The sequence below is a fragment of the Desulfamplus magnetovallimortis genome, from assembly GCF_900170035.1.
Lineage (GTDB): Bacteria > Desulfobacterota > Desulfobacteria > Desulfobacterales > Desulfobacteraceae > Desulfamplus > Desulfamplus magnetovallimortis.
Genome location: NZ_LT828550.1, coordinates 117,501 through 137,665, shown reverse-complemented (window position 1 = coordinate 137,665; position 20,165 = coordinate 117,501). Strand labels below are relative to the sequence as shown.

The 20,165-nt window shown below is 41.7% G+C and carries 20 protein-coding genes and 1 riboswitch; of the genes, 6 read left to right on the top strand and 14 right to left on the bottom strand.

Going from position 1 to position 20,165, the window contains the following annotated elements; all coding sequences use genetic code 11:
• Positions 1-11: 11 nt before the first annotated feature.
• The 13 genes from MTBBW1_RS17645 to MTBBW1_RS17580 form a co-directional block, all read right to left on the bottom strand.
• Positions 12-851, bottom strand: coding sequence for a hypothetical protein (locus MTBBW1_RS17645; RefSeq protein ID WP_080805426.1), 840 nt, complete (start codon positions 849-851; stop codon positions 12-14).
• A gap of 91 nt (positions 852-942) precedes the next feature.
• Positions 943-1,275, bottom strand: coding sequence for a type II toxin-antitoxin system HicB family antitoxin (locus MTBBW1_RS17640; protein ID WP_080805424.1), 333 nt, complete (start codon positions 1,273-1,275; stop codon positions 943-945).
• Positions 1,276-1,888: 613 nt separating this feature from the next.
• Positions 1,889-3,031 carry an adenylosuccinate synthetase gene (locus MTBBW1_RS17630; RefSeq protein ID WP_080805422.1) on the bottom strand — a complete coding sequence of 381 codons (1,143 nt, stop codon included), beginning with the start codon at positions 3,029-3,031 and terminating at the stop codon, positions 1,889-1,891.
• 114 nt (positions 3,032-3,145) lie between these two features.
• A complete protein-coding gene (locus MTBBW1_RS17625; RefSeq protein ID WP_080805419.1) occupies positions 3,146-3,565 on the bottom strand; it encodes a type II toxin-antitoxin system VapC family toxin in 420 nt (139 codons plus the stop codon).
• Complete coding sequence (locus MTBBW1_RS17620) at positions 3,556-3,819, bottom strand: hypothetical protein (protein WP_139786806.1); 264 nt, start codon at positions 3,817-3,819, stop codon at positions 3,556-3,558. The genes MTBBW1_RS17625 and MTBBW1_RS17620 overlap by 10 nt, the downstream gene beginning before the upstream one ends.
• Before the next feature lie 281 nt (positions 3,820-4,100).
• Positions 4,101-4,958 carry a hypothetical protein gene (locus MTBBW1_RS17615; RefSeq protein ID WP_080805415.1) on the bottom strand — a complete coding sequence of 286 codons (858 nt, stop codon included), beginning with the start codon at positions 4,956-4,958 and terminating at the stop codon, positions 4,101-4,103.
• Positions 4,930-5,337, bottom strand: coding sequence for a hypothetical protein (locus tag MTBBW1_RS17610; protein WP_080805576.1), 408 nt, complete (start codon positions 5,335-5,337; stop codon positions 4,930-4,932). Before MTBBW1_RS17610 ends, MTBBW1_RS17615 begins: the two co-directional genes overlap by 29 nt.
• Before the next feature lie 76 nt (positions 5,338-5,413).
• Positions 5,414-6,190 (bottom strand): tryptophan synthase subunit alpha, encoded by a 777-nt coding sequence (gene trpA / locus MTBBW1_RS17605; protein ID WP_080805571.1) that lies wholly within the window; start codon positions 6,188-6,190, stop codon positions 5,414-5,416.
• Positions 6,183-7,409 carry a tryptophan synthase subunit beta gene (gene trpB / locus MTBBW1_RS17600; protein ID WP_080805412.1) on the bottom strand — a complete coding sequence of 409 codons (1,227 nt, stop codon included), beginning with the start codon at positions 7,407-7,409 and terminating at the stop codon, positions 6,183-6,185. Before trpB ends, trpA begins: the two co-directional genes overlap by 8 nt.
• A 15-nt stretch (positions 7,410-7,424) precedes the next feature.
• Positions 7,425-8,171, bottom strand: coding sequence for a GntR family transcriptional regulator (locus MTBBW1_RS17595; protein ID WP_245809454.1), 747 nt, complete (start codon positions 8,169-8,171; stop codon positions 7,425-7,427).
• A 154-nt stretch (positions 8,172-8,325) separates the two neighbouring features.
• Positions 8,326-8,676, bottom strand: coding sequence for a type II toxin-antitoxin system RelE/ParE family toxin (locus MTBBW1_RS17590; protein WP_186441444.1), 351 nt, complete (start codon positions 8,674-8,676; stop codon positions 8,326-8,328).
• Position 8,677: 1 nt separating this feature from the next.
• Positions 8,678-8,914 (bottom strand): hypothetical protein, encoded by a 237-nt coding sequence (locus tag MTBBW1_RS17585; protein ID WP_080805408.1) that lies wholly within the window; start codon positions 8,912-8,914, stop codon positions 8,678-8,680.
• Positions 8,915-9,206: 292 nt separating this feature from the next.
• A complete protein-coding gene (locus MTBBW1_RS17580; protein WP_080805406.1) occupies positions 9,207-9,740 on the bottom strand; it encodes a VPLPA-CTERM sorting domain-containing protein in 534 nt (177 codons plus the stop codon).
• Between the two features lie 37 nt (positions 9,741-9,777).
• Positions 9,778-9,852, bottom strand: a riboswitch (cyclic di-GMP riboswitch).
• A gap of 325 nt (positions 9,853-10,177) precedes the next feature.
• Here MTBBW1_RS17580 and MTBBW1_RS17575 point away from each other — a divergent pair.
• From MTBBW1_RS17575 to tyrA, 6 genes are all read left to right on the top strand, one after another.
• Positions 10,178-11,638 carry an MFS transporter gene (locus MTBBW1_RS17575; RefSeq protein ID WP_245809453.1) on the top strand — a complete coding sequence of 487 codons (1,461 nt, stop codon included), beginning with the start codon at positions 10,178-10,180 and terminating at the stop codon, positions 11,636-11,638.
• 52 nt (positions 11,639-11,690) lie between these two features.
• Positions 11,691-13,172, top strand: coding sequence for an efflux transporter outer membrane subunit (locus MTBBW1_RS17570; RefSeq protein WP_186441442.1), 1,482 nt, complete (start codon positions 11,691-11,693; stop codon positions 13,170-13,172).
• A complete protein-coding gene (locus MTBBW1_RS17565; RefSeq protein WP_080805402.1) occupies positions 13,169-14,476 on the top strand; it encodes an efflux RND transporter periplasmic adaptor subunit in 1,308 nt (435 codons plus the stop codon). The genes MTBBW1_RS17570 and MTBBW1_RS17565 overlap by 4 nt, the downstream gene beginning before the upstream one ends.
• Positions 14,473-17,721 carry an efflux RND transporter permease subunit gene (locus MTBBW1_RS17560; RefSeq protein ID WP_080805399.1) on the top strand — a complete coding sequence of 1,083 codons (3,249 nt, stop codon included), beginning with the start codon at positions 14,473-14,475 and terminating at the stop codon, positions 17,719-17,721. Before MTBBW1_RS17565 ends, MTBBW1_RS17560 begins: the two co-directional genes overlap by 4 nt.
• A 117-nt stretch (positions 17,722-17,838) precedes the next feature.
• Complete coding sequence (locus MTBBW1_RS17555) at positions 17,839-18,294, top strand: cyclic nucleotide-binding domain-containing protein (protein WP_080805397.1); 456 nt, start codon at positions 17,839-17,841, stop codon at positions 18,292-18,294.
• 43 nt (positions 18,295-18,337) lie between these two features.
• Positions 18,338-19,486: a bifunctional chorismate mutase/prephenate dehydrogenase gene (gene tyrA / locus MTBBW1_RS17550; RefSeq protein ID WP_080805396.1), complete on the top strand. Its 1,149-nt coding sequence runs from the start codon at positions 18,338-18,340 to the stop codon at positions 19,484-19,486.
• 38 nt (positions 19,487-19,524) lie between these two features.
• Here the strand turns inward: tyrA and MTBBW1_RS17545 are convergent, their stop codons facing one another.
• On the bottom strand, positions 19,525-20,094 hold the full coding sequence (locus MTBBW1_RS17545) for a single-stranded DNA-binding protein (RefSeq protein WP_080805394.1): 570 nt from the start codon (positions 20,092-20,094) through the stop codon (positions 19,525-19,527).
• Positions 20,095-20,165: the final 71 nt, after the last annotated feature.

Sequence of the window (20,165 nt, the reverse complement as noted above, 5' to 3'; positions counted from 1 at the left end):
GCAATAGAGCATCAATTTACAGGTTCAAACGAAATACTGCTCATCTGTTTGACTTCACCATTTGTATCAAGCAACCACAATGCCTTGTTGCGTCCACCTGTCAAATCAAGCCTGTAACCATCGGATGTAGCCTCAACTTCAGATTGATAGTAGCGCCATAGATCAACGGAAAACTGATCAAGTGTATAACCTTTGAAACGCGACTTATCCATATTAAGAAGAAAAGGGGCACTCTGCAAAGAGATCACATGTGATATATAGAACTGCTGCATGGCCACCTTGTCCCCCATTTTCCCGCTGTTTTCCTTTAAAATATCCCTGTATGTTTTCAAAAGTCCGTCAATGAACTTGATAGGGTCATATGGGCGATCATACAAAAAGCGCTTTTGCTGCTGGATGGCAGTGACAATGCGCCTGGGATCAATGGATTTAAGTACCTTTTTGTTAATGGTGGTTTGACGGTTTGCAAAGTCAAAGGTTCCGGTTATCCCTTTAGTTGAGCTAAATTTGTTGGCATCAATCTCTATCTCAATCTCAGCTTCCTGGCAAAGGCGTGTGAGATCATCAATAAATTCAAGGCGATAGCGCTCAACCTTTTCAGCGGCATACTCTTTCAGTGATTCAAATGTGGCAGCACACCCTGCAAGTGCTTCATCTTCAGCAATATCACTGGCTATTTTTGTTTTAAGCTGCTCATCAAGCCCAAGAAAGTCATCCCTGCCTGCAAGGCGAATGCATAGCTTTATAAACTCCGCCTTTTTAAGCTGCTGATTCAATTCTTTCTGAAATGGTTGAACAATTTCTTTCAGGGTCTCCTGGGCACTATCAAGAAAATCAGGGTGTTCTGTCATATCTAACCTTTCTTTAAAATTTTTTTGAGTTTCAACTTTTAAGTTTCAATTTATCATTTATTGCTTGTTTTTTTAAATATGTGCTTATTCTTTAAATATGTGCTGCTTTTTTTAAAGTATCTGAAGCCCATTGATTTATGCTTTTCCCATGCACTTGAGCAGCAGTAGCTACAGCCGCATGTACTTCGGGAGGAATTCTTAACATTAACTTGCCGGAGTAAGGCTTTTGGGGTGACCTACCAGACTCTTCGCTTATCGCAATGTAGTTATCAACGGATTCATGAAACGCACTCTCCAACTCGTTTACAGTTGTACCGTGAAAACCAACAATATCCTTGATACCAGCCAAATGTCCCACAAAAATACGGTCTTCCTCATCATATTCTATTCGGGCAATATAGCCTTTATATTTCATCATGTTCATGGTTTTATACCTGCCAGTTTCAAAAATCTACGTGCATCTTTAACACGATACCTCAATGCAGCCTTATCTGGATGTGGACGGTGGAAATCTGCCCGGATATCATTCAGGACTCAAAATCGACACCTATGATCTTGTAAGCCTTGTCAACACTGTCTGAATCAGGATTCCCAAGATTAACAGGATAAGGCAGGATTATCTATCCTGAGCATCCTACCCATCCTGGTTATCCTGGTTCAGACAACTGCAATAACTTCTAAAAAAGCAATAAGATGTCGATTTTGAGTCAGGACAAAGCTTACAGCAGAGCCAGATCTTGCAGTTCGAATCGCTCGCAAAGCCAGAAATAATGACTCAATTTTGCGCCATGCAATATTCCCATTGATCGGATCGGTGAAAACTATGTTGAGTGTTTTTCTATGCTTGCGGTTCATGCAACTAACAATATCACATGATGATATCTTTACAAGCAAAATATGGCTCTTTCATATCGAATCAAAAGTACTTTACACTTTTTTGAGAAAGAATCCTTAAACTCAAAAGCTTGCTTCCATAGAGAGTGTAAAACGGTAAATAAAGCATGCCCCTTTTTTATTAGAAAGTCTCCATAACATGCTTATATATAACGACTTTCATGTTTCGTTGTGACAGATTGACCTACCATGGCCGTTATATTCAACGCATCATCTGAAGAACTCACATATACAGTATCAAACCCTAGAATATAACCTATCTTTCTGACAAAATCAGATTCATCATCACAATGCACAATTTCTCCCTGCCAGACAAACCTGTATTCATCTATCATGTGATCAAGACAGGTAATAACAAGATTTTGATCTTTTGTTGTACGTATAATCTCATCACGCTTCATTGCATACTCGATTAAGGATAGATCAAGAAGGGTGCGCCTGAACTTCCCCTGGAATGCGTTAGCCACATTTGTTTCTACAGGGTTTTTACGGATATTATGGGGTAGATGCTCATTTGACATCGGCCCCTTTCCATGCCGTGTCTGATATGCCCTTGTGACAAGAAATATCTCAAGGTTATTACTGCCGGCAATTTCTGCCGCATTTTTTGTTCCTGTGCTGGCTCTTGTTACATGGGGGAAAAATCCAAAATCCTGATCAAGGAGAAGTCCCTGGGAGCCCTCGTATATGTAATCGCTGTATTCTCCCTCTGGCATACCATAACTTTTTTCAATCAAAGATGAACTTGTGATGATTGAACAGCACTCAAGAAAATCCTCAATATCAACATCTGTATATCCATCATAATACTTTTTTATCAAGTCAAGGCGGGTTTTAAATACAAATGGATAAAAAAGGTCTCCAAAAACAAGTGAGTAGTGATCAAGTTGCCGCCTTATGGTATCACCGACTCCAACACCGCAACTTCCATGTGGATGATTATTCTGGTTATACTTGATATCATAGGGAGTTGTAACAGGAGATCTTTCATCAATATATAATTTGGGTTCCACACCTTTTTTCAGAAGAGACTCAAGCTCATTGACAATACCGACAGGATCTATTGTACAAAAGTGAGAATAATAACAAGGTGCCCCCTGCAATGTACCAGCCCCAAAGTTGGAAAAAGTATGCCGGATACCGGAAGCAACAACAGTATGCCCTGCCTGTTGGCCGCCGGAAAAGCGTATAACCAGGGGATTTGATGATTTACGGCAAAGATAATCGGTAAAAAGACCTTTACCTTCATCTCCAAAATTAGCTCCAATTACTACTTTATGACTCATAAATCTCTAAAATTAGCTCTGATTACAACTCTACCGTGAAAACACATTCTATTTTCATGATCGGAGGTGGTCGTAAAATTCGGCCATGAAGGTTTAGGAAGTTAATATGGTAAGTCACGAGCGAATAAAATCAGCTAAACATTTACCAGTGCGTACTCTTTCAATTGATTTAAAATACTTATCATATGTAAAAACAGTTAGATTGTATTGAAGTGCTGTTGCTGCAATCCATAAATCATTTGTAGGAACTGGCCTTCCTTTTGCTCTCAACTCTTTGTATATAGCTGCATAATACTCTGTAGTCTCATGTTCAATTGCAAAAAAATTTACCCGAGGGGATTTTAAAAACCCTTCCAGTTCCTGCCTATTATGTAATTCGCGGTTACCAACAGCAAAACCTGCTAATAATTCACCAAGAACGATAGCATTGAGACCGATAAAAGGAGCGTATCTTATAATTTCAATAACTTCTGAATCACCTTGCTTGAATAAAACATAAGCATTAGTATCAATGAGAATGTTATCTACTGCCATAACTTTTCATCTACCTGATCGAATTTGTCAATTGACTTTAGGAATTCATCAGCCTCTTTTCTGTTCCATGTGCCTGCCAGTGGATCCAGATCATTATACTGCACCAACTCTGTTTTTTTTTCGCCTGCCCTTATTTGATCATGAATAAGTTGAACAATTATATCTTCAAAATTAACACCTTGCAGTTTTGCTTTTTGATTTATCCATTCAATGGAGAACTCATCAAGATTTTTAATTGTAATGGTTGTTTCCATAAGCACCTCTAAAGTGGCAGATGGGCCTGCCATTGTCGTTTTATAAGAAAGTCCCCGTGGTTAAAGGTTTTTCAGGGCTTTCATGCTTCGTTGTGGTAGATGAATCTGCCATGGCCGTTATAAGAAAGTCCCCGTTTTTTTAAGATTCTTGAGGGCTTTCAGGCTTCATTGTGACAGATGGTTCTGCCATGGCCGTTATATTAACGAGGTTGCAATGCAACGTCTCTGAGTTCTGTTTTTAAACCCATCCCTTTGATTGTGACGGCAAATCGCCATATTGGTTATAAAATAATCTTGGTCTGGGAAATATCAGGTATTGAAGGAGTGGAAGTGGATACACTACGCGTGGTATCTGCGACAATTTGAGGAATGACCTTTGAAATCTCTTCATGACGATCAAGCACAATAAGGTGATCTCCCATCAACTGCTTCCAACCGTCAATGGTCTCCTGCAAACCTCCGGCATATGTCTGTTTAATGTGCAGATGAAAAACATGATACTTTTCCCTTGCCTTATCAAGCAGAACAGTTGCATGGTAGGTTTCGTACTGCCCATCCCCCATGATGTTTTTCAAAGCCTTTGCAGGGATATCATCAAGTGTTGGCTCATCACCAATGGTAAATAAAAACCCCTTTCTGCCTCTTTTTTCAAAACAGTCAATTGATGTATGAAAGGCTGCAAAATACCAGGCAAGCAGATAGCTTTCGCCCTTGTTACCACCACCGCCACCTTCGAGATAGACATCGGTGAGCCACTTATCTAAAAGCTCATCACTTGATTCAAACTGCCCCACCTGCAAGGGGCTGTTATCACATTCGTGGTCACCAACGGCAAGAAAAAGAAGCTGTGGATCCCGGGTCCCCCCCTGTATAATGTTTCCCATGATTTTTGGAAGCCCTTCTTTGACAAGATGGTGGGGAATGGAACCCATTGAACCTGTTACATCAAGTGCAAGTATTATTGAAACTGTGTCAGGATGTTCATCAGAATCCCTTGACTCCCTTATCTTGACTCCATAGGGATTCATGGCATTGTTTATAGAGCTTTGCGAGAATATCTCGTTCACTGATTTTGTGGCATAACCCATTGCCACTGACCTTGCAGATCTTTCACTTACTGAATAAGTTCCCCTTCCCATGATTTAAGCCCCCCCGCCAAAAAGAATACTCATAACGCTTCTGTGCAATTTCAAGGGTGATCTCGGTATTTCTGATCTTGATACCAAGATCAATATCCTTTGCAACATACTCTTCACAGTTGAAATCACTTGCAAGAATAAGACTCTGTGTTGATGTTGGAGAGAGGTCAAGCATATACTCCTGCTCCCGTTTCATCTTTTTGATGCTGATTTTAAGATCCTCGATTTTCCTCTTATAGACAAGCTCTGTATCCTCGGCAATTGTGGTTGCCCGGTCATCCCTTATCTCCCTATTGTTTCGTTTAAGGGAATTGATAAATGCACCTGACAAACCTGTTTCCAGAGCATCGTCTGATTTTTCTTCATTATTGCTTTCCATTTTATCCTCCCTTGGGTTAGAAACATGAAACTCTATTTTTCGGGGCTGGAAAGATTGTATCTCTCCCATGCTCCTGCTACAAAACCGATCTTATAAAATCCCCTGCTGCCCTGCTTCCACTCTCTTCCACAACCCGTATTGTCTGGGAGCCTATCACAGCAATATCAGCCTTTCCTTTAAGATAATCAACATCAGCTTTCTCTTTTACACCAAAGCCAACAGCAAGCGGAAGGTCTGTGGCTTTTCTGCATCTTGACAGATAGAGGGCAAGATCATCTGAAAATGAAGTATCCTTTCCGGTAACACCCTTTCTTGCAAGGCAATAGACAAAGCCTGAAGCAAAGGATGCAAGATAGCCAAGCCTTTCATCACTTGTTGTTGGTGAAAATATATAGATTGGGTCAAGCTGCCTCTTTTTCATGGCTTCAATATAATCCTGCCCCTCCTCTGGTGGCAGATCAGGAACTATTGACCCTTGAAGGTTTATCTCAGCCATTTTAGCTGCAAATTTTTCCATTCCATATCTATAAAGTATATTGGCATAACTCATAAAAAGAAAGGGAATGGGGAAATCTGACGCAACTTTTTCTGCAAACTCAAGGCACTTTTCAACTGTGGAGCCATTGTCTATGGCCTTCTGGTTGGCCTTTAAAATAACAGGGCCATCTGCCATTGGCTCTGAAAACGGTATCTGAAGCTCCATGAGATCCACACCTGCTTCAACCATCTGTTCAACGATCTCATAGGATGCATCAAAGGAAGGATAACCCATTACAATATGGGTCATCAACAGAATTTCACGTTTTTTCAGGCGCTCTTTTATATATAATTGCAATTTAAGTGATTCAGCCATTGTAAGATTTTGCCTTTCCAATAATAAATTGTTTCCATTTGGGGTCATCAAATGCATCTGCCACTGTAAAAATATCCTTGTCCCCCCTGCCGGACTGGTTGATAATAATAATATCATCCTTAGAAAGAGATGAAACCTCCCTGAAAGCTCCGGCAAAGGCATGGGCAGACTCAAGGGCCGGAATAATTCCTTCATGGGTCATGGTAAGCCTTAGGGCATCCACAACTTCATCATCTGTTGCACTTTCAAATCTTGCCAGCCCCTTTTCATGCATGTCGGAAAGAATGGGAGAAACTCCAACATAATCAAGACCTGCTGAAATCGAGTGGGTCTCCTTCATCTGCCCGTCACCATCCTGTAGAAAATATGTCTTGTACCCTTGAGCAATTCCAGGGCTTGCATCCTTTGAGCAAAGCCTTGATGCGTGCATTCCGGAATTAACTCCATGCCCTCCTGCCTCAACACCCACAAGTTCAACAGGGTCATCCCTGAAGCCTGAAAAAAGCCCCATTGCATTGGAACCACCCCCAACACAGGCATATACCCTTGACGGCAGCTTGCCTTCAATCTCAAGGATCTGTTTTCTTGCCTCCTTTCCTATAATGGATTGAAACCATGAAACCATTTCAGGAAAAGGGTGTGGGCCGCATGCAGTACCAAGGACATAGTGGGTTGTATCCATATTGGTTACCCAGTCACGGAAAGCCTCATTTATGGCATCCTTTAATATACGCGTGCCATCTGTCACAGGAACAACCGTTGCACCAAGCTGCTCCATCCAGAAGACATTGGGACGCTGCCTCATGACATCAACTTCACCCATATAGATAGTACACTCAAAGCCGAACTTTGCGGCCATTGTAGCTGTTGCAACTCCATGCTGACCTGCACCTGTTTCAGCTATCACGCGTTTTTTGCCCATCTTTTTGACAAGAAGCCCCTGCCCCATTACGTTGTTGGCCTTGTGTGCTCCTGTATGATTCAGATCTTCACGTTTGATATATATTTTCGCACCGCCAAACTTGCGGGTGAGATTTTCCGCAAAGGTCAAAGGGGTTGGCCTGCATGAATATGAAGCCATAAGAGTTTCATAGGTTCGCCAGAATGAGGGATCACTCTTGGCATTTTCAAAGGCATCTTCAAGTTCATCAAAGGTGGCAACCAGAATTTCCGGCAAAAATGCACCGCCATAGTTACCGTAATATCCTCTGTTTTTCATGTTAATAACTCCTGATTAAATAACAATTGTCTGGGAAAAGGCAAATTTCTCTGTGCGGCAGTACAATCTTGAAAAAAGAGCCTGCCGGACTCCTGGAAAATGGAGGGTTCTCTCAACTTCAAGTACAGGATCTGTCTGTTTCATAGAAAGCAGGTTTGCCTGCTTTTTGGATAAAAATGATATTTTAAAGGATTGACGACCGCTTTCAGGTTTAAGGTAGTAGTTTTCTGATATCACCTGTGAAAGGGGGAGATGGTCAAGATCAACTTTGTCAAGCCCTGGAAAAAGCTCAGGGTCAAGGTAGATATCTTCAAGTAATACAGGGATATCTGCTAATTCCGGCTCATCATGGACAAGGGTCAATCTGGAAAAAAAGAGTGCGCTTTTGCCCTGAAACGGATTTGTAATTTTATCTTCAATCTTTTGAAGAGACAACTGCGATACAATTTTTGAACGAGTAGCAATCCCCTGCTTAAAAAATGCCTGTGATGTGCCGGCAAGGGAGAAGAGATCAACCTCGCAACTGTTATCCTTTACAAAGGTACCAGAGCCTCTCCGCCGCTCCACCATGCCTTTTCTGACAAGAATCTCCATTGCCTGACGAACAGTTGGGCGACCTATCCCATATTGCTTTGCAATTGTGGTTTCAGATGGTAGCATCTCCCCGGGAGAGCAGGCTGATCGAATCTGTTTAATGAGAATCTCTGCAAGTTGATGATATAATGGTATGGGAGAGTGGGGATTGAGCATCATATTCCTCATTTAAGGATTTCCATTTATGCTTTTCCGGCTCAATAAAAAAGATCAGGCTAATCAGTGATCTCCATGAAGCAAAAAAGTTTTTTTTAATAAGGATTATGATAAACAAGTTAAGTTGTCAAGACATATTAACAAAATAATTTAGTATGGAATATTATCAACCAGAAAGAAGCATATTTATAAAATCTTTGATTTCCTGCTTCTGTTGATTTGTAATATCTTCTTGGGATGATTTGGCGTATGCTGTCATCATGTAAACAATACAGTTTTTTGTGACAACATAATAAATAAAGCGAAACCCGCCTCTTTTACCTTTCTGTTGGTCAACTGAAGCGAGCCTAACCTTATAAACTTTTCCTTGAAACCCCTGAATTTCATCGCCATGAAAATATCCCTGTTCTAAATCATCAATTAATTTTGAAAAATCTTGTTTGATTCGAGGATATTTTTTGGAAAGCTTTTTTATCCTTCGTTTAAAAATTGATGTAAATTTTATTTGGTATTTCATTTTAGAGTTCATTTAAAAGATCTCGGGCGTTTGGTAATTCAAATCCTTTTTTTTGAGCTTCAACTATTTCCATGAAACCCTCTATCAAATCATCGCCAACGCTTACATCTTCCTCTGGATCAATGACTGCTTTCACATCAAATGTGATGGTGAACCTCTTCTCAGGTGTCAATTGATATTGTTCCTTAAGCATTTTATAAAAATCATCTATACCTGTATTCTCAATTGTGATCAGCATTGTTTACCTCTCTAATATTTCGTTTTCGTAAAATGGATTATTATAAAGCAGATAAAGCCTCAAAAGATATATACGGAGCAAGCACGAAATAAGACACCCAGTTAAAATTATCAAACATGTAACTTACATTTGTCACCTTTTTTGAAATGGGCAAGTTATTTAAGACTTATTGTTTAAACATAATGATTTCATTGATGCCCTGTCAAATTAAAATAATTTCCCGGAACAAAAAAGGCAGTGCCATTTCTGACACTGCCTTTCTTTCTGTTAAATCTGAACTTCAATAATTATTTTAGAGCATCTGACTTTTTTTTCTTCTAAGTCCAATAAGTCCAATCAAACCTGAACCGAAGAGCCATACGGCAGCTGGGACTGGAACAGCAGTCTTCCCTACACTTGCCCATAGATCATTATAATCACGATCGCTATCTGAAACAGTTATATCCTCCATCAACCAGAAATATCCACCTGTTGTATCGTTGTAATAGGCTTGAAATTGTGTTGGGGAAGATGATGATAAAAAGTTATAAGTTTCTTCACCATATGAACTGCCGGTAGTATCTACCGACAAATTAAGAGAAAATGTGCCATCATTATTATCAATCCAACTTAATTGATGGTTATATGAGGCAGTTCCTTTGTCCCAATCAAAAGTACTGAAATCAATGTTGTTAGAAGACCACTTACCAGTGTTGTTATCCGAGATTAATGCATACCCTGCAGGAACTGGTATTGGTGATTCAGTGGCAGTGGCTGTCCAGACATTTCCAACAAAAAGAACTAAACCTGCAAAAACAATTGTAAAAAGTAAAGATTTTTTTTTCATAATGCCCCCTAATTATTTATTGTAGTTAAATAATAATTGAGGCAACCCGGCTATCTCAAAGAGACCCGTGGTTTTCCGTCCCAGTTTCACAACTGGTTTGGCTTTTCAAATTAATTGTCTATGATTAGCAGAATATACTGTTTTTTATTAAATACAAGGGGGATATTTTAGCCAAAACAGTGGGTATTTTATATACCCATTGTTTGTTTATATATTTGTTTTTATTAAAATAAAAAATTAAAACCATATACCCATTCCATCCCGAAAAAATATTTTTTTTGCATAAAAAACCATTCTTTATTTGCGTTTTCATTAAAAACAACTATAGCTTTCCGGAAAACAACAGTTTAAAATGGGGTCTCTATTCATTAGCCTGGGCAACTTATCCAGACAAAAGAAAACAATCAAAAGATAAATCAAGGAACAGCTTAACCACAATGATTTCCCCAGCAGAAAAAAATAAAGCAGATACAAAAAAGTGTGACGACTCGATTCAAAGTAGTTCAGAAAAGAGCAGTGAAAAAAATACAAGCGAAGCCATGACCACAGCGGTTGTGTGCATTGTACAGTTTATAACGCCTTTCATGATGTCAGGCGTAGGTGTTGCCCTGCCATCCATCGGCCGTCATTTTTCGGCAAGTGCTTTTCAGTTGGGACTTGCCGAGATGGTATATATGCTTGGAGTGACTCTTCTTCTGATGCCGGCAGGTCAGGTTGCAGATATCATGGGCAGAAAAAAGGTTTTCCTTGCAGGGCTTTCAGGATTTACAGTTACAACGCTTATGCTTGCCCTTTCAGGTTCCATGGAGATGTTTCTTTTTATGCGCTTTTTCCAGGGACTTTCCGTATCGCTCATCACCACCACAAGCGTTGCAATACTCTCTTCTGTTGTACCGCCCTCACGACGGGGGCGCAGCATGGGCATTATTGTAGCATCTGTCTATGCAGGACTTTCCGCAGGCCCTGCACTTGGTGGATTTATAGTCTCCCACGCAGGATGGAGAGCCCTTTTTATACTTACGACATTGGTGGCTGCTGCTGCACTTGGATTAAGCATTGTGCAGCTTAAGGGCGACTGGAAAGGAGCACCGGAACAGCAGATTGACTACAGAGGCTCCCTTATATATATGGTATCCCTCGGGCTTTTGATTACAGGAATTTCCGGTGCTGATATTTTTCCTCAATCCAAATTTCTTACAATAACCGGAGTTCTCGGACTTATGCTGTTTCTTTTTGTGGAATCAAGGGTAGCCTTTCCGCTTCTTAATATAAAAATGATAATGAAAAACCGGATACTTGGCTTTACGGTGATTGCAACCCTGATAAATTATGCTGCAAGTTTCGGGATTATTTTCTTTTTCAGCCTCTACCTTCAGGGAGTCAAGGGGCTTTCTGCCAAAACAGCCGGAATGCTTCTTATTATCCAGACCATTGTGCAATGCCTTCTCTCTCCTGTTGCAGGAAGACTTGCTGACAGGATTTACCCCGGTCGTATTGCAACTTTTGGCATGGCAATATGTACAGCAGGGCTTTTACTTGCAACAGGCATCAACAGCGATACATCCATACAAAAAATAATTACGATTTTTGTACTGATGGGAACAGGATACGGATTTTTCTCTTCGCCAAATATAACTGTCATAATGAACAGTGTGCCCCAGAATGCATATGGCCAGGCATCAAGCCTTGCTGCAACAATGAGAACACTTGGAATGCTTGCCAGCATGACAATTTCGGCTGTACTGATTGCCAGATATATGGGGGATTCTCCTGTTAATCAGGCTACATCATCACAGTTTCTCCAAAGCCTGCAAAGCGCAATGATGCTTTTTGCAGGAATGGGATTTGCCGGTGTTTTCCTCTCAATGGGGCGTGTCATACCTGCTGAAAACAATTGATATTGCTTAAATAATGGCGTATGAAACACTCTCTATACCAAGGAATCATGACATGAAATACAACCAACTAACATGTTCAAAAATATCAATAATACTCATCTCTATTGTTTTTATTTCAGCAGGATTAATGTGTTTTACAGGATGCTCTGGAAGATCACTTAAGGAGATTAAAAACCTGCCACCCCTGCCACAGGCAACTGAAACCATGCCTGCACACTATACCTTTAATAAAAATGACAAGCAGAACAGCATCTCCGCAGAAACTAAATCTCCCTGGTGGGAAACATTTGGATGCAGGGAATTAAATGAGCTGATTGAAAAAGCACTTGAAGGTAATTTCACAATAAAGGAGGCATCTGCAAGGTTAAGGCAGGCAAAAGCCTCTGAAAATTCCGGCAAAGCAGCCCTTTTTCCATCCATAACATACAGTGCATCAGCTTCAAGGCAGGAGAGAGATGAGTCAGCAGACTCAAACAACTATTTTTCGATAGGGCCTGCCGCTTCCTATGAAATTGATCTTTGGGGAAATATCAATGCAGCAATACAGGAGGCGGAACACAAGACCATGGCCACAGGATTTGACCTTGAGAGTGCTGCCATGTCAGTGGCAGCAGAAGTTGCCGGCAACTGGTTTTCATTGATCTCTGTTCGTGAAGAGCTTGCTCTTATCAGAAGTCAGGTTGAAATCAACAAAATGATCCTTGATCTTCTGGAGCTTCGTTTTAGAAATGCAATGTCAACGGTTCTTGATATTCTTCAGCAAAGGGAAGTGCTTGCAAGAACCCTTGCAAAAATCCCGTCTGTGGAGTTAAGAGAGAGGAATCTTATCAATTCCATAGCTCTTCTCACAGGAAAGGCTCCGGTTGAGATTACTTCTGTTGAGACCATTGACCTTAAAAATATGCCAGGAGATTTTCCCCCCTTACCGGATGACGGCCTTCCTTCGGAGCTTCTGTTTCAAAGGCCGGATATAAGGGCAGCTTACATGAGGTTTGTCTCATCCAGGTGGAACCAGTTGCAGGTTATGAATGAGCGTCTGCCATCCCTCAACCTGACCGGAAGCCTCCTTGTTCAGCACACTACCCTTGACAACATTTTAAAACAATGGGTTTTGTCACTTGCTGCCCATGTTGCTGGTGATATTTTTGACGGTGGAGCACATAAAGCATCCCTTGAGATTGCAGAAGCTGTTGTTGATCAAAGCCTTATAAACTACAGAGAGACAGTATATACAGCCATTATGGAAGTGGAAAATGCAGTGGCATCTGAAAAGTCACGCATAAAATGGATAGAGCTTATGGAAGCAGAGCTTGAAGCAGCCAAACTTGCCATGGAAGAGGCAAAAAACCGCTACATAAACGGACTTGATCCCTTTCTTCCCTTTGTAACGGAACAGATCAATGTACAGAACCTTGAACTATCTCTTTTAAAACAACAGGTACTCCTTTTCCAGGATCGGGTTACCCTTCACAGGGCACTTGGAGGTAACTGGACAAAAACAAGATACTCGTTTGAAATGGAACAAATAAAATGACAGATCAACAAATCAGAAAAAGACCCCACTTGATTGTACGTCTTATCAGGATTTTGCTCCCTCTCCTGATAGTTGCAGCAGGTGTTGCAGCTGCAAAGCACCTATATGATACCAAGCCTGTTGCCATGCGGCAAAAACCTGTTCCCCGCCCCCCACTTGTGGAGACAATGATTCTTGAAGAAAAAAGCCACGCTGTGGTTTTAACAGCCATGGGAGAAGTTGTCCCATCCCGCAACCTTTCACTTGGCTCAAGGGTCAGCGGATATATTGTTGAAATGGCAGACTCTTTTATTCCAGGCGGCATTTTTCGCAAAGGTGATGTGATGCTTAAACTTGACAGGGAAGATTATGAGCTGACAGTAAGGCAACAGAAGGCTCTTCTTGATAGTGCAAAGGCATCCCTTAAGCTTGAAATGGGGCGTCAGGAGGTGGCAAAGGCAGAGGTTCAGCTCATGCAGCGCACAACAGGAAAATCAATCAAGGACAGCAATCTTGCCTTGAGAGTGCCTCAACTTGAGCAGATAAAGGCAGATATTGCAGCCATAGAAACAGATCTTGAACGTGCAAAGCTTAACCTTTCAAGAACTGTAATTCACGCTCCTTTCAATTGTATGGTGATGGAAGTCAATATAGAGACAGGTTCAACCATATCATCACAGCAGGCACTTGCAACTGTCACAGGTACGGATTCATATCGTGTGGAAGCTGCAGTTCCCGTTGATCATCTTAAATGGATATCTATTCCCCTAACAAATGCAAATGAAAAAAAAGGGATAAAAAAGAGTATTAAAATAACAGAAAAAGTTAGTTCCAAAGAAAAAGATACCTTGAAAGAGGACGGCAGCATCACGGAGAATAACACCATAGAGAAAGGCAGCACAGTAGAGATCACAACAAAAGAGGGTGTAATGCACAAGGGAGAAGTTATACGGCTTCTTGGAGATTTAAGTGATAAAAGCAGAATGGCAAGAGTTCTTATCCGTATCATGGACCCTCTGGGACTTAACGAGGATAAAAAATCTCCACTGCTGCTTGGTAGTTATGTCACAGCCGATATTAAGGGAAAAACCATTGAACATATCCTACCTCTTCCCAGAAATGTTGCAAGGGATGGAGACAAGATATGGATAGTAAAGGATAATCGCCTTTTTATAAAGGATATTGATGTGATCTGGAAAAACAGGGACTATTTTTTTATAGCCCAGGGAAACGGAATTGCATCAGGAGATGAAATTGTTATCTCAGAACTTTCTTCACCTGTGGATGGCATGGCCATAAGCAAGCTTTCCGGAGAAAAACCATGACAGACTCTAATAATTCCGGATATATATCAAATTCAAATGAAGCCAAACCAGCCTCGGATGAACACAAGTCAAATCCAAATGGATACAACCCAGATCCAAATGGATACAGACCAGACAAAAACAGAGAGATTGTCAGTTACAAAGGTGCTATTCCCTGGATGGCCGGCAACTCCGTTGCAGCAAACCTTATGATGCTTGTTCTTCTTGTGGGCGGACTTTTTATGGCAAGTTCCATCAAACAGGAGGTTTTTCCTGATTTTGAAATGGGAATTGTCAATATCTCTGTAAGCTATCCAGGAGCAAGCCCGGAAGAGGTTGAGCGTGGTATTGTGCTTGCTGTTGAAGAGGCGGTACAGGGTCTTGACGGCATAAAAGAGATGAACTCCACAGCCTCGGAAGGAAGAGCAATTATCTCCATTGAGGTTCAGGACGGTGTGGATGTCAGAAGTTTTGCCCAGGAGGTTGAAAGCGAAGTCAAGGCAATTTCATCCTTTCCAGATGAAGCTGAAACCCCAATGGTTACTGTGGCAACAAGACGAAGGCAGGTTATAGGGTATGCCATTTACGGAGATATTCCCCAGGCTGTTTTAAGAGAGATCGCAGAAGGATTTAGGGACATGCTTCTGCAGGATCCGGATATCACCCAGGCAGAGCTTGTCGGAATAAGAGATTATGAAATCCATGTTGAGGTTCCCCAGGAGAATCTTCGGCGTTATGGTCTTACCCTCAGAGATGTTGCAAATCGTATTCAAAACGCCTCTGTTGAACTTCCCGGAGGGAGCATCAAAAGCCGTGGAGGGGAGATAATGGTGAGAATGAAGGAGCGGCGGGAGTTTGCAATGGAGTATGCCCGTCTTCCCATTATAACCCCCGAAGATGCCTCTGAAGTACTGTTAGAAGATATTGCCACAATTAAAGAAGGTTTTTCAGATTCCAACAGCTACGGCACATTTAATGGCAAACCATCCATAGAGATAGAGGTTTATAGGGTGGGAGATCAAAAACCCCTTGAAGTTGCAGAGGCTGTTAAAAGAGAGGTTGAAATTTTTGAAGCGTCACTTCCCGAAGGAGTTGCAATTTCCCTTACAAGTGACAGATCAGAAATCTTCAGACAGCGTGCAGAGCTTCTTGTAAAAAACGGATGCTTTGGTCTCTGCCTTGTATTTATATTCCTTGCCCTTTTTCTGGAAATAAGACTTGCATTCTGGGTTGCTTTGGGAATTCCAATCTCTGTACTTGGATCATTTACCCTGCTTCCCGTAACAGACTTTTCCATAAATGTTATTTCAATGTTCGCTTTTATTGTAACCCTTGGTATTGTGGTGGATGATGCCATTGTTGTGGGCGAAAACATATATTCACAAAGGGAACAACAAAGCTCTTTTCTAAATGCTGCCATTGCAGGTACAAAGGAGGTCGGGGTACCGGTTGTCTTCAGTATTCTTACCAATGTTGTGGCATTTATGCCCATTATGTTTGTTCCGGGCATGATGGGAAAAATATTTAAAGTGATTCCCATCGTTGTGATTGTAGTTTTTATGGTATCCCTTGTTGAGAGTCTTTTCATACTTCCGGCACACCTTTCACACAGAAGCAAGCCTGGAAAAATTATGAGCTGGCTCATCAATAAACAGCAGTACGTAAGCCGGTGGCTTTTAATTTTCATAGAAAAAATATACGGGCCATTTCTTAATTTTGTGCTTGCAAACCGATACATTACCCTTTCTGTTGCAATTGCCATTCTCTTGATTGTGGGAGGGTATGTCAAAAGCGGCAGAATCACAACAACTCTTATGCCAAGGGTTGAGTCTGATTATGCTTATGTCACAGCAACACTGCCCTACGGAAGCTCTGATGAAAAGGCGGCTCATGTGCTGAATCTCATATCCAATGCTGCGGAAAAGGTAATTGCTGAAAACGGGAAGGATATCCTCTCCACAGGATACTCAGCCATTGTAAACGGGAACTCCATATCATCACGAATCATCATGACTCCACCTGATATCCGTCCCCTTTCAACCACTAAGGTTACAGAACTGTGGCGCATTGCAGTGGGGGATATCCCGGGCCTTGAAAGTATTCTGTTCCAGGCAGACAGAGGCGGCCCAGGTTCTGGCTCTTCCCTTGCCATAGAGTTGAGCCACCGTGACATTGATACCCTTAAAGCTGCATGTGCTGCCCTTGCTGATGAACTATCCTCGTTTCCATCAACAAAGGATATTGATGATGGTTCCGCAAGAGGAAAGGAGCAGCTTGATTTCAAAATGCTGCCACTTGGCCGTTCAATGGGTCTTGGCGCAAGGGATGTTGCACTTCAGGTTAGGCATGCATATTACGGCACAGAAGCAATGGCCTTGCAGAGGGGCAGAAACGAGGTAAGCGTCATTATACGCCTCCCTGAATCTGAACGTATCCATGAAAACAGTCTTGAGACTCTTATAATACATGCACCTGACAACAGGGAGGTTCTGCTTCGTGATGTGGTCACCATGGAGAGAGGAAGGGCATATACATCCATTGAAAGGCGAGAAGGCCGAAGGGTAAGCACTGTTTCGGCAAATGTTGTACCAAGGGACGAAACAGACCGTATCATAACAGAGATAAATATAGATATCATGCCAAGACTAAAGCAGCAGTTCCCGGGACTTACAAGCCAGCTTCAGGGACGCCATGCCGACATGCGGGAGAGTACAGACAGCCTTGTTTCCGGACTTTACATGGCACTTTTTGGCATATATGCACTTCTTGCCATTCCCTTTAAAAGCTATATTCAACCAATGGTTATCATGTGCTGTATTCCTTTTGGTATTGTGGGGGCAGTTCTTGGCCACATCATGCTTGGCTTTTCACTATCTCTTATGAGCCTCTTCGGGCTTGTTGCCCTTTCCGGCGTTGTGGTAAATGATTCACTTGTGATGGTTGACTTTGCAAACAGAAAAAGAAGAAACAAGGATATGTCTGCCCGTGAAGCAATTTTCCAGTCAGGAAAGCAAAGATTCAGGGCTATCATGCTGACAACCCTTACAACCTTTGGCGGGCTTGCCCCCATGATCTTTGAGACATCAAGACAGGCAAGGTTCATGATTCCCATGGCAATATCCCTTGGATTTGGCATACTATTTGCGACTATAATTACTCTGGCTCTGGTACCTACATTCTACATGGTCATTGAAGATATCATTTCAATTTTTCATGACAATGATGATGATCTCGTAAAAAGTCTGCAACACCAAGATCGCTATTAATAATTTCAATAAGTTATGAGTTATAAAATCTTGAAATCGGCAATTTTACAAATTTATTAATAAAAAATTTTATTAACAATTTCATCAAATCTTTCAAGAACAACAGGGAGGACACTAATGGTAAATATTATTGAATATATCAAATCAGTTTCACTGTTCCAGTCTCTTAAGGAAGATGAAATGGAACTTCTTGCCACCCGTTTTGTTCTGATTGACGAAAAACAGGGAGACACAGTTATAAAGGAATCTGAAAAAGCCAATGCCCTCTATATACTTATCAAGGGAGAGGCCAATGTTGTCATGGAAACTGACCAGATTGAATTTGTCATTGATGAACTCCAGCCTGGCCAGTTTTTCGGTGAAATGGCACTTCTCGACAACAAGCCAAGATCAGCAGATGTTGTCTGCAAAACCGACTGTAAACTGCTTCGCCTTGAAAGCAGTGACTTCTACAATCTTCTTGAGCAACATCCTTCAATATTAAAGGGACTTGTTGTGGAGCTTTGCAGCAGGTTACGAAAAGCTAACGCCAAACTAAAGGGAGAGAACAATCCCCGACTATATATTGACTGAAAAGACAAATACACTCAAAAATACAAATGACCAAGGAAACTTAATGAGCGCAGAACAAGATCAAACTCCTTTTGAAGCAGAGATAAAAAATCTTCGTGACACCATTGATGACATTGATGAACAGATCCTCACCCTTATTGCAAAACGCCTCAAAGAGGTTAAAAAGGTTGTTGCACTAAAAAAAGAGCACAATATGCCTGTATTTCATCCGGCAAGGGAGGAAGATCTGATATCCAAACTTCGCAGCCATGCCAACAGCTCCGGCGTGGATGCTGACTTTATTGAAGATCTTTACCGTGTTATTTTAAGAAACTCCAGAATCCATCAGACAGTTGAGATGAAACAGCAAGGGATCAAACCTGGCGGAAAAGTTTTGATTGCAGGTGGATATGGCCAGATGGGAAGCTATTTTGCAAATCTTTTCAGGGCATCAGGATATGACGTAAGAATTCTGTCAGAAGATAACTGGGAAAGTGTGGAAACGCTCTGCCAGGGTATTGATCTTGCCATTATATCTGTTCCCATAAATGTCACCCTTTCGGTGACTGAACGCCTTGCACCACATATTCCTGATGATGCATTGCTTGCAGATTTAACAAGTATAAAAAAATTTCCCATGGAGCAGATGTTAAAGCAGCATCAAGGCCCTGTTATCGGGCTTCATCCTCTTTTCGGGCCAACCTGTGCCACCCTTGACAAGCAGATTATTGCAATCACCCCTGGCAGATATGGAGAAAAATGCCAATGGCTTATTGACCAGCTCATCCTATGGGGAGCTGTGGTTGTAAATTCCGATGCTTCAGAACATGACGAGATCATGGATATTGTCCAGGCACTTAGACATTTTGCAACCTTCTGTTTTGGCAGGTTTCTTTCAAAAAGAAAAATTGATCTTGGCAAAACCCTTGAATTTTCAAGCCCGATCTATAGGCTTGAGCTTGGTATGGTGGGGCGTCTTTTTGCCCAGGACAGTGGCCTTTATTCTGAAATCATCTTTGCAACCCCTGAAAGAAGAGAGATTCTGAAGGAGTTTGCAGCGTCGCTCAATGATCAGATTGAGATGCTGGACAACTGTGACAAGGAGATATTTACAGAGCGATTCCGTGAAATCGCCCAGTGGTTTGGCCCGTTCAGTGAACAGGCCATGCGGGAAAGCACATTTATTATTGATAAACTGATTGAGAGGTTTTAGTTCCCTGCCTCAGCATTCTTATCAAAAAATCAGGATTGTCAGAATGGGATATCATCTTCAGGCACTCCCCCCTGATTTCCAGGAGAAACAGGAGACTGAGATGATGCAGAGTTATTGGAGCCAGCGTTGTTCCAGCCACCGCCCTGATAACTGTTACCGCCTTGTGCGCCTCCTCCCTGACTGGGGGGAGGAGCCTGTCTCTGTGGTTGATAGCTACCACCCTGTCCTCCACCAAATGAACCGCCTCCCTGTCCTCCACCAAATGAGCCACCATCCTGTCTTCCACCAAGGAACTGGACTGTATTTGCAATAATACCTGTTGAATAATGAGTCTGGCCATCTTTCTCATAGCTGGATGTTTCAAGTCTGCCCTCAACATAGACCTGTCTGCCTTTGGCCAGAAATTTTTCACAATTTTCAGCCTGTTTTCCAAAAACAGTAATCCTGTGCCACTCTGTTTTTTCCTGCCTCTCATTGGTATTTTTGTCAATCCAGACTTCAGATGTGGCAACAGCCAGCCTTACAACAGCAAGTCCCTGCTGGGTGTACATAATCTCAGGATCGCGTCCAAGGTTTCCTATGATAATAACCTTATTAACTCCTGCCATTACAAAATCTCCTTATCAAGCGGTTTGTTTTTTGATTAAAAAATTTTATTTTTCCGGTGGGATATGTCATT

Bases quoted from the DNA above. Each gene is read 5' to 3' on its own strand.
- MTBBW1_RS17645 (WP_080805426.1), bottom strand. From the start codon at position 851: ATGACAGAACACCCTGATTTTCTTGATAGTGCCCAGGAGACCCTGAAA.
- MTBBW1_RS17640 (WP_080805424.1), bottom strand. From the start codon at position 1,275: ATGAACATGATGAAATATAAAGGCTATATTGCCCGAATAGAATATGAT.
- MTBBW1_RS17630 (WP_080805422.1), bottom strand. From the start codon at position 3,031: ATGAGTCATAAAGTAGTAATTGGAGCTAATTTTGGAGATGAAGGTAAA.
- MTBBW1_RS17625 (WP_080805419.1), bottom strand. From the start codon at position 3,565: ATGGCAGTAGATAACATTCTCATTGATACTAATGCTTATGTTTTATTC.
- MTBBW1_RS17620 (WP_139786806.1), bottom strand. From the start codon at position 3,819: ATGGAAACAACCATTACAATTAAAAATCTTGATGAGTTCTCCATTGAA.
- MTBBW1_RS17615 (WP_080805415.1), bottom strand. From the start codon at position 4,958: ATGGGAAGGGGAACTTATTCAGTAAGTGAAAGATCTGCAAGGTCAGTG.
- MTBBW1_RS17610 (WP_080805576.1), bottom strand. From the start codon at position 5,337: ATGGAAAGCAATAATGAAGAAAAATCAGACGATGCTCTGGAAACAGGT.
- trpA (WP_080805571.1), bottom strand. From the start codon at position 6,190: ATGGCTGAATCACTTAAATTGCAATTATATATAAAAGAGCGCCTGAAA.
- trpB (WP_080805412.1), bottom strand. From the start codon at position 7,409: ATGAAAAACAGAGGATATTACGGTAACTATGGCGGTGCATTTTTGCCG.
- MTBBW1_RS17595 (WP_245809454.1), bottom strand. From the start codon at position 8,171: ATGAGGAATATGATGCTCAATCCCCACTCTCCCATACCATTATATCAT.
- MTBBW1_RS17590 (WP_186441444.1), bottom strand. From the start codon at position 8,676: ATGAAATACCAAATAAAATTTACATCAATTTTTAAACGAAGGATAAAA.
- MTBBW1_RS17585 (WP_080805408.1), bottom strand. From the start codon at position 8,914: ATGCTGATCACAATTGAGAATACAGGTATAGATGATTTTTATAAAATG.
- MTBBW1_RS17580 (WP_080805406.1), bottom strand. From the start codon at position 9,740: ATGAAAAAAAAATCTTTACTTTTTACAATTGTTTTTGCAGGTTTAGTT.
- MTBBW1_RS17575 (WP_245809453.1), top strand. From the start codon at position 10,178: ATGATTTCCCCAGCAGAAAAAAATAAAGCAGATACAAAAAAGTGTGAC.
- MTBBW1_RS17570 (WP_186441442.1), top strand. From the start codon at position 11,691: ATGAAATACAACCAACTAACATGTTCAAAAATATCAATAATACTCATC.
- MTBBW1_RS17565 (WP_080805402.1), top strand. From the start codon at position 13,169: ATGACAGATCAACAAATCAGAAAAAGACCCCACTTGATTGTACGTCTT.
- MTBBW1_RS17560 (WP_080805399.1), top strand. From the start codon at position 14,473: ATGACAGACTCTAATAATTCCGGATATATATCAAATTCAAATGAAGCC.
- MTBBW1_RS17555 (WP_080805397.1), top strand. From the start codon at position 17,839: ATGGTAAATATTATTGAATATATCAAATCAGTTTCACTGTTCCAGTCT.
- tyrA (WP_080805396.1), top strand. From the start codon at position 18,338: ATGAGCGCAGAACAAGATCAAACTCCTTTTGAAGCAGAGATAAAAAAT.
- MTBBW1_RS17545 (WP_080805394.1), bottom strand. From the start codon at position 20,094: ATGGCAGGAGTTAATAAGGTTATTATCATAGGAAACCTTGGACGCGAT.